We start from the raw sequence: 8,815 nt of genomic DNA, 5'->3' as shown, positions 1-8,815 counted from the left end.
GTTGCCTAAGGTATCTGTGGTTTCTTTACTCATATTTTTTCCACATGCAGAACCTGCACCATGATTTGGATAAAGAATTAAATCATCATTAAGCGGCATGATTTTATTTCGAAGCGAGTCGAAAAGTAAACCTGCAAGTTTGTCTTGAGTTAATTCGGCAATGACTTTCTGAGCTAAATCTGGTCGTCCTACATCACCAATAAATAAAGTATCTCCTGTTGCAATACCATGTTCGTTACCAAACTCATCGATTAATAAAAAGCATGAGCTTTCCATTGTATGACCTGGTGTATGAATCACTTTTATTTGATAATCTCCAAGCCTAAATATTTGACCATCTTCGGCTAATGTTGCCTTAAATCCGGGTTGCGCTGTTGGTCCATATACAATTTCAGCACCAGTTTTTTCGCTCAAGTCTAAATGACCCGAAACAAAATCGGCATGAAAATGTGTTTCAAAAACATATTTGATTTTAGCGTTATCATTTTTCGCTCTATCAATGTAAGGTTGAACTTCTCGAAGCGGATCAATGATTGCTGCTTCGCCATTGTTCTCAATATAATAAGCAGCGTGAGCTAGACATCCAGTATATATTTGTTCTCCTTTCATAATAGTTTATTTGTTTTAACAGATTATAGTATAAAAATAGTCGTTATTAAAACACAAACATGTAACTTAAGTTACAATAGAACATTACTTTGTTAATTCTTGATATATAATATAGATGCCCATTATCAAAACAAACCAACCAAAGCCTTTTTTTAATTTTTTTCCGTCAATAAATTTTGAAAAATAAATGCCAATGAAAATTCCAACTACTGAAAGCGTTGTAAAAAGGAGTAAAAATTGCCAGTCAATATTAATATTTTCAATATCTCCTATAAAACCTATTAAAGATTTAATAGCAATGATTAATAGTGAAGTTGCTACTGCCTTTTTCATTGGAAGCTTTGCTAGAAGCACTAGAGCTGGAATGATTAAGAATCCACCTCCTGCTCCAACGATTCCTGTTAAAACACCTACTAGTAGGCCTTCAATAACTATAAGAGGATAATTATATACTACTTTTGTATTGGCTTCTATTTCGTCTCGTTTATTTTTTATCATTGAGAAGGAAGCCAAAAGCATAATAATAGCAAAGAATAACATTATCGCAATATCCTTAGTCACATTAAATGTTCCTATAGAAAATAAATAATCGGGAATTGCAGGTACTATAAACTTTCTGGTCGCATAAACTGCTATGAAAGCGGGAATTGCAAAAACTATAGCTGTTTTATAATCAACAAGTCCTTTTTGCATATTTCTTATGGCTCCTACTAATGCAGAGACTCCAACAACAAATAGAGAATATGCTGTAGCAGTCACAGGATTAATAAAAAGGAGATATACTAAAATTGGAACGGTTAAAATAGAGCCACCTCCACCTAAAAGTCCCAAGACTATACCAATTACAAGTGCTCCTAAATACCCAAATATTTGTTGTATATCCATGTTATAATAATTTCAATCAAATCTAATTTGAATTTGAAAGGAGTTTGGTAACAAAAGTTACTTTTACAGATCAATTACCTTAATATTATTTCTGTGAAGTTCTATTTTTTTATCAATTTCTAATTTTTTTAATAATCTTGAAATCACAACTCGTGAGGTATGAAGATCTCTTGCAACCTCTTGATGGGTAACATGAATAATTTCATTATGATTAACCATGGCTTTATCTTTCAAATATTTAAATAAACGTTCATCAAGTCTTAAAAAAGCAATAGTATCAATAGCATGAAGCAATTCAGTCATACGATCATGATAACTCTGTAAAATAAATCTTTGCCAACTTTTGTATTTACTTAACCATTCTTCCATTTTTTGAACAGGAACCATAATCAAATCAGTATCTGTCTCTGCAACAGCTCTAATTTCACTTTTGGATTGACCTAAGCAACAAGAAAGGGTCATTGCACAAGTATCACCACTTTCAATAAAATATAAAATAAGTTCATCTCCATTTGCATCTTCACGAAGAATTTTAATTGCTCCACTTAACAGAAGAGGCATTGATCTTATGTAATCTCCAATTTCTATAAGTTGAAAACCTTCTACTACATTTTTATAAATACCTACATCATTAATCTCATTGAGCAATTCGTCTTCAAATAAGTAACCGTAGTTTTGTTTTAAAACTTCTAACATACATTCATTTTATGCTTTAAAGATAAAAATTGTAAATATATAACTGTAATAGAAATTCATTATATATGAATTCAATGTAATCGAAGTACTTATTAAAAACTATAAAACGTTGATCTTACTTTGTGGTCTCTCGTAAAATTAATTTCGTTTTAATAGTTTGAGTTATAGGCTTAGTTTTCTCTTTATTTTTTAAACGATCAAGTAAAAGTTTAACTGATGCTTTTCCAATGTCTAAAGTATGCTGAGAAATAGTTGACAACTTTGGATCAGTAAACTGAAGAACATTGTCGTCGGAAAAGCCAATAATTGATATATCTTGTGGTAGTTTATATCCTAATTTTAATGCTTTTTGAAGCGCAACGACACCAGTAATATTATCGATTGAAATAATTCCATCAATAGAAGAATTATGACCTAGCAAATTTTGAATAGTGTCATCAATTACCTCATTTCTTTTAGTAGTAATGATAATTGGTTCTCTATTGTAATTTGGAGTTTCTTTCAAGGCTTGAACATAACCTTTAGTCCTTAGTTTACCAACACTTAAATCATCAATATTACTAAGCAAAACAATATGAGATCTGCCTTCAGAAAGTAGGTGCTTCGTTGCTTCATATGCAGCTCCAAAATCATCAATAATGACTTTATCACAGGCGATGCTTTCAGAAACTCTATCAAATAAAACTATTGGAATATTTTGGTTAAGTATCTCATTGATATGATCAATATTCCCAGAAATTTGAGATTCTTCAGCTATAGACATGATAAAACCATCAACGCTTCCATTAGAGAGTAATTGCAGACTGTTTATTTCTTTAGATTTATCTTCATTAGATAAACAGGTAATAATATTATAACCTTGTTTTGACGCTTCTTCTTCTATTGCCAAAAGTGCTTTAGCAAAAAAATGATTTAGAATGTTAGGAATAATAACACCAATGGTATTAGTCCTACTGTTTTTAAGACTAATAGCAACTTTATTAGGTTTATAATTGAGGTGTTCTGCTAATGCTTTAACACGTTCTATAGTATCTTGACTAATTTCTTCGCTATTATGTAAAGCCTTAGAAACAGTAGATACTGATACGTTTAATTGTTCTGCAAGTTGTTTTAATGTAACCATTTATATCATAAATAAATACTTTTATAAAAGTACATTCTTTTTAATATATGCTAAAGTGTTGTTTTATTATTTTTTTATTAATTTCAATGTTTGGGTTTTACTTTCTGAATTAATTTTAGCCAAATAGATCCCTTTATTTAAAGTTATAGCACTGATGATTACTTCATCAGTATTAGGTGTTAGAGTATGAACTAATTTACCTGATAAATCAAAGACTTGAATGGATTCTATTTTTTGAAGTCCTTTAATATTCCATGAATCAGTCGTTGGATTAGGTGAAACTTCTACTCCAATAAAGTCAAATTCAGATAGATTTAGACTTGTTCCTGGGTTTACTGAAAAATAAAGATTGTCAAAATAAGCTATTCCTGTATCAAGATCTGATAATGTACCAATTTTGTATTGAAAGAACTTATCCAAACTAAATCCTTGATTAGTAAAGAACGTTAGAGGAATATCAACACTAGTCCATGTGTTAAACACAAAAGATTCTTGAGTTGGTAGTTCATAAAAATACTCTTGAACAGTACCATCTTCTTCAATTAAAATCATTCTAATTTGAGTAGCATCACTTGTCCAATATTCAAAATGAAAATAATTATAAGCACTTACATCTGTTACTGTACCAGAATCTGTCCCTTCTCCATAACCAGCAATAGAAAAATCTAATTTTAATGTGTTATTTACTGTATTTGTTGGATCTGTATCAACAATTGAGCTTTCTCCAAAAACATAATCGCTGACCCAAACATTAGTAAAGCCTCCAGTATCACCATATACACTTAAAACTTCATTGTTAGGAGTACTAGGAATTTGCGATGGTATATCTAGCTCTGGAATATTAGTTCCACCAGCAATATCGTCAACTAAATACGTACCGACTTGACTATTATTAAAATCTGGAAAAAAGACTAATAAATCATAGTTACCTAGAGCACTAGGGAAATCTAAACTAATATCTTGCCAATCAGTTCCAGTTGTAGTAAATGAGAGTTCAGTATTGGGACCTGTTCCCCCTTCAAATTTTAAAAGATGAGTTCTAGTTCCGTAATCTGCAATTGGTTTAATTCTCAATGTAATGGTGTTATTATTATCATCTGACAAATCTAAATTTTCTGCTAAATTTATTTGTGCTGTATCAAAAGGCAAACCTCCTCCAGCAATTGATGCAACTATATTTCCTGCATCATCTACCAAAGTAAAAGAACAATCTAAGCAATTTATAACATCTTCTGGCTCTTCAAAATCTATGGGCATGGTTTGCGAAAAAGATAAAGAAATTGATACTATAATTAGTATTTGAACAATTGTTTTCATGGCTATTGTGAGATAAAAAAAAGCCATAATGCATAAGCAAATATGGCTTTTACTATTAATATATAATCAATTATTTCTTGATTAACTTCATTGTTTTACTTTCACTCTCAGAATTAATTTTAGCAATATAAATACCTGAAATTAAATTTGAAGTATCAATTGTAACTTCATTTGAATTAGGATTTAAATCAACAACTTGTTTTCCAAGTACATCATAAACCTGTATTGAATTGATTTGTTTTGTTGAATTTATATTCCATCCAGAAGTTGTTGGGTTAGGATATACAGTAAATTCATTAAGTTCTGAAGACTCTAGTGAAAGAGTTGAATTTTCGTCAATTGTAATTCCTCCTAAAGCATCATATGCAGCATCAAATGACATATCAATGTTAATGTTAGGACCAGTCATATTGAATCCGTATTGAATGTGATCACCAACAGCCGATTGAGCAGCAGCTAAAGTGATGGTGAAATTACCTTCACTTAAATCATAAGTATAAGACGTAAAAGAACTGTAATCTGGTGCAAATACTTTGATAAATGCTTCATAAGTAATTGGATAATCTAAAGTAGAGTCATCTAATGTGTTACTAACAACTTGTCCATTGAATGTTATAGATGTTCCTGCTAATGAATCATCTTCTAGATAATAAGTAGCATCCATGATTTTATTCCCAGTAAGGTTACCTGTTTGCCAAAATCCATCTGTATCATTAAGTCTATTTGGCTTTAGAGTTACAGAACCATCCATATTGTCTTCAACAACAAGATCTACTGTTCCCCATCCAGAACCAAATACATATCCACTTCCGTTTGCAGGAGTTTCGAAAACATTCATAAATCCAATCCATCCTGTACCCTCTGTACTTGTAGGATCAAAATTAATAGCTGTTTGAGCTGTAGCTGGCAATAATGCCATAACCATTAATGCAATAAAAATGTAATTTTTTTTCATAGTATAAAAGTATTTAGTTAATTAATTATTAGTTATTTGAATGTATGCTTATCATACTTTGACAAGATAATCATACTATAGTTTAATTTCAATGTTTTCGCCTTTACAAAAATCATACAACACGAAAATATCTTCAAAGTCTTAGCGTTTAAGGTAGTTATAAGTGATTAAAGGATACACTCAACTGTTAAACATTTTAACATTATAACTTTGTGTAGTGGTAATGTTGTGTTGATTACAGGATTGTAGTGTTTACTTTAATGTTATTTTGTTAGCCAATCTCTGATTATTAAAATTTCAGAGACTCATTCTTGTCCCATAAACCCCAAAAAGCACCAACATCACCTTCATCACCAACTTTCCATGATTCGTCAAAAGAAGAAAAGTAAAACATTTCAATACCGTCTTCTTTAGACCATTGTTGTGAATTAAGGAAATATTTAACAGCGTTAATATGCGAGGGAATAGAACCTTCAAAATTAGATCCAAAATTCGGCCAACCTGTTTCTGTAACTATTACCTTTTTACCTTTAGCAGCAACAGTTGCTTGAGCAAACATTTCCTTCATATATAAGAGCGAATATTCTAATGGGCAACCTTCCCAGAAAGGATAACAATTTGCTAATATGACATCACAAGCTTCAGTGATTCTTGGTCTTTCAGTAAACTCATAATAAGCATCGACGTAACCCATTGGAATTTCTTGAGGAATAGCCTCTCTTACTTGACTCATAAAATCGAGTAATTCGTTTTCAGTTAAATCGCCACGATACATCACTTCGTTACCAACTGCTGCAATATCTACATAACCTTTCTTAGCCAATTTTATTAAGCCCAAAATTTCTCTTTTATTTATGTCATCATCATTACCTAACCAAGCACCAACTAGGGTCTTAATGCCATATTGGTGAGCAATTTCAGGAATTAACTCATTTCCATCAGTACATGAAAACGTTCGAATCCATTTTGTATATGGTTTAATAATTTTCATTCGTCTGTGAATTTGTTCTTCTGAGATTTGATCACCAGCCTCTTGTCCTTCTTCATATGGACTAAAACAAAGACCATGCATTCCACTTTGTAAGGTGTCTTTAAATAACTTTTTTAATTCTTTTTCAGATTTTTCAGCAAGATTTACTCCTGCCAAAGCCATTATTTTTCCAGCTCTAACCGACATTATAATTCTCTTTAGTAATTGTTTGTTTTCGTTTCAATTTTATTGTTTCTGATAAAGTTTCATCATTATCTATATTTTCAATAGTCTTTGCTCGCTTATCAAGCTCAATTCTAACTTCACCAGCACTTTTTTCAGTAATTGCGTAATTACGCATAATATACATTGCTGCAAGAGTACCAACCATAGGAAAAAAACAAAAGAAAGCATGCAACCCATCAACAGCAGATTGCTGATCTGTAGTGGCTAAATCTGAATTAAAACCAACCACCCAAATAATAAGACCACTCAAAGCACCAGCTATGGCAAAACCAACCTTAACCATCCACCAATAAATAGCACCAAAAATACCTTCTCTACGTTTTCCTGTATTGAGTTCATCAACGTCTATAATATCTGCAGTCATAGACATCATTATAGTAAATAAACTTCCTATACCAAATGAAAAAAACGGAAGCGCTATGATGTACATCCATGGTTTTCCAGGAACAAATAAGAACCATAACATTATATAACCTATAATTGAAATTCCTTGAGCAAGCATAAATGCTTTTTTCTTACCAAAGACCTTAGACATTTTAGTTACAACAGGAATAACTATAAATGTAGTACCTAAAGCACCTAAACAACCAAATAAAGACACCCAAATACCTGATGCTTCTGCATCACCATTAAATAATTTGTAAACAATTACAAAAAAAGTAAGGGCTGCTACAGTATTAAAAGCATTAAAAATTAAAAATGTAGCTGCACATATTTTTTTAAACTCTTTTATCTTAAACGCTTCTATAAAACTGTCATAAATTATTTTTAAACTATTTCCAATATTACCTCTGTTTAATGGTTCATAATCTTTATCAAGTGTTGACTCGCTTTTAATAAATAGCGCAGGTACCATTGCACAAATTGCACAAGGTATAGCTACCCAAACTGATAACTGCCTTACTGCTACATCTGCTGATGGAAACCAATTTGGATCGTACATAATAATCCAAAACAAAGGAGCAATAACCCAAGCCCATTGTCCAATAAATTGGGCAATTGCCATTATATTAGTACGCTCATGAAAGTCATCACTCATTTCGTAACCCATTGCTACATAAGGCACGCCAAAAAATGTAATCCCTAAATAAAAAACTAAAGACCACAAAAAGAAATACCAAAAATTATATTGCAGTGTATTATCTCTAAAAAGTTGCCACATGATAATGTAGGAAACACCCATTACAATAGCACCAATAAATACATACTGTCTTCGACGTCCCCATTTAGATTTTGTATTATCAGAGATGAAACCCATTATAGGATCTGTGATTGAATCGAATATTCTTGGTGCAAAGAAAATCACGCCCCACATCCAACCAGGGAAACCAAGATCTTCCACTAAAACAACCATAAATATCCCCATAATTGCTGGGAACATTTGGTTGGCAAACATACCAATGCCAAATGCAATCTTTTGGGACATTGGAACTTTGTGTGATGTTATAGACATACTAAATTATTTTTATAAACCTAAAATTCATAAACTAGGAATTACAACTGTTTGTATTGCTTGTCCATCAATTTTTAGATTAATGCTTTTGTTATTTAATTTTAAATTGAAATTTTTCGCTTTTGCTTCTTCATTGAACAAGACAACCACAATTGAATTATCTGGATTTTTAACTGAAGTAACCATTATACTTTTATTAGTATTTTGAACACCAATTACAACTGCACCTGGCCGAATATATCTACTGAACTGAGACATGGTATAATAAATTGGCGTAAAATATACTTCATCATTATCTGGATCAACGATGACTGGAGCTACGCACCAATTTTCAAACCAATTCGGACCACCTTTTTTGTCTAAAACCATATTCCAATCGATCCATCCATCAACCCAATTATTTAGGCATCCAATAATGTCTCTGGCATATCTGTTTACTGGAGCGTATTTTGGATGTAAATGTTTATCTTTTTCAGAAGCCCAGTCCCAGCCCCAATCTGTTGCTTCTTTAGACCAATACCATTTATCATCTTTCCATTTTGGTATTTCGGAATCTACACA

9 protein-coding genes are annotated in these 8,815 nt (G+C 31.6%); all 9 read right to left on the bottom strand.

Annotated features, from left to right (window positions below; all coding sequences use genetic code 11):
* On the bottom strand, nucleotides 1-609 hold a 609-nt coding region (locus tag AB8B90_RS12900; protein WP_405337558.1), incomplete at its 3' end, for an MBL fold metallo-hydrolase.
* A gap of 84 nt (nucleotides 610-693) precedes the next feature.
* Nucleotides 694-1,494 carry a sulfite exporter TauE/SafE family protein gene (locus AB8B90_RS12895; RefSeq protein ID WP_405337555.1) on the bottom strand — a complete coding sequence of 267 codons (801 nt, stop codon included), beginning with the start codon at nucleotides 1,492-1,494 and terminating at the stop codon, nucleotides 694-696.
* A gap of 63 nt (nucleotides 1,495-1,557) precedes the next feature.
* Complete coding sequence (locus AB8B90_RS12890; RefSeq protein ID WP_405337552.1) at nucleotides 1,558-2,190, bottom strand: Crp/Fnr family transcriptional regulator; 633 nt, start codon at nucleotides 2,188-2,190, stop codon at nucleotides 1,558-1,560.
* A 115-nt stretch (nucleotides 2,191-2,305) separates the two neighbouring features.
* On the bottom strand, nucleotides 2,306-3,313 hold the full coding sequence (locus AB8B90_RS12885; RefSeq protein WP_405337549.1) for a LacI family DNA-binding transcriptional regulator: 1,008 nt from the start codon (nucleotides 3,311-3,313) through the stop codon (nucleotides 2,306-2,308).
* 66 nt (nucleotides 3,314-3,379) lie between these two features.
* Nucleotides 3,380-4,630 (bottom strand): T9SS type A sorting domain-containing protein, encoded by a 1,251-nt coding sequence (locus tag AB8B90_RS12880; RefSeq protein WP_405337546.1) that lies wholly within the window; start codon nucleotides 4,628-4,630, stop codon nucleotides 3,380-3,382.
* A gap of 70 nt (nucleotides 4,631-4,700) precedes the next feature.
* Nucleotides 4,701-5,585, bottom strand: coding sequence for a T9SS type A sorting domain-containing protein (locus tag AB8B90_RS12875; protein WP_405337543.1), 885 nt, complete (start codon nucleotides 5,583-5,585; stop codon nucleotides 4,701-4,703).
* Nucleotides 5,586-5,874: 289 nt separating this feature from the next.
* Nucleotides 5,875-6,762 (bottom strand): glycosyl hydrolase family 17 protein, encoded by an 888-nt coding sequence (locus AB8B90_RS12870; RefSeq protein WP_405337540.1) that lies wholly within the window; start codon nucleotides 6,760-6,762, stop codon nucleotides 5,875-5,877.
* Complete coding sequence (locus tag AB8B90_RS12865; protein WP_405337537.1) at nucleotides 6,752-8,254, bottom strand: MFS transporter; 1,503 nt, start codon at nucleotides 8,252-8,254, stop codon at nucleotides 6,752-6,754. Before AB8B90_RS12865 ends, AB8B90_RS12870 begins: the two co-directional genes overlap by 11 nt.
* Nucleotides 8,255-8,281: 27 nt before the next feature.
* Nucleotides 8,282-8,815 (bottom strand): glycoside hydrolase family 30 beta sandwich domain-containing protein (locus AB8B90_RS12860; protein WP_405337534.1); only part of this gene is annotated, 534 nt, incomplete at its 5' end.

Origin of the sequence: Psychroserpens sp. (assembly GCF_045105015.1) — a bacterium.
Lineage (GTDB): Bacteria > Bacteroidota > Bacteroidia > Flavobacteriales > Flavobacteriaceae > Psychroserpens.
The sequence above is the reverse complement of the archived record's forward strand: the minus strand, read 5'-3'. Positions and strand labels throughout refer to the sequence as shown.

Coding starts and splice junctions, on each gene's coding strand:
- AB8B90_RS12885 (WP_405337549.1), bottom strand. CDS start 3,313: ATGGTTACATTAAAACAACTTGCAGAACAATTAAACGTATCAGTATCT.
- AB8B90_RS12865 (WP_405337537.1), bottom strand. CDS start 8,254: ATGTCTATAACATCACACAAAGTTCCAATGTCCCAAAAGATTGCATTT.
- AB8B90_RS12890 (WP_405337552.1), bottom strand. CDS start 2,190: ATGTTAGAAGTTTTAAAACAAAACTACGGTTACTTATTTGAAGACGAA.
- AB8B90_RS12875 (WP_405337543.1), bottom strand. CDS start 5,585: ATGAAAAAAAATTACATTTTTATTGCATTAATGGTTATGGCATTATTG.
- AB8B90_RS12895 (WP_405337555.1), bottom strand. CDS start 1,494: ATGGATATACAACAAATATTTGGGTATTTAGGAGCACTTGTAATTGGT.
- AB8B90_RS12880 (WP_405337546.1), bottom strand. CDS start 4,630: ATGAAAACAATTGTTCAAATACTAATTATAGTATCAATTTCTTTATCT.
- AB8B90_RS12870 (WP_405337540.1), bottom strand. CDS start 6,762: ATGTCGGTTAGAGCTGGAAAAATAATGGCTTTGGCAGGAGTAAATCTT.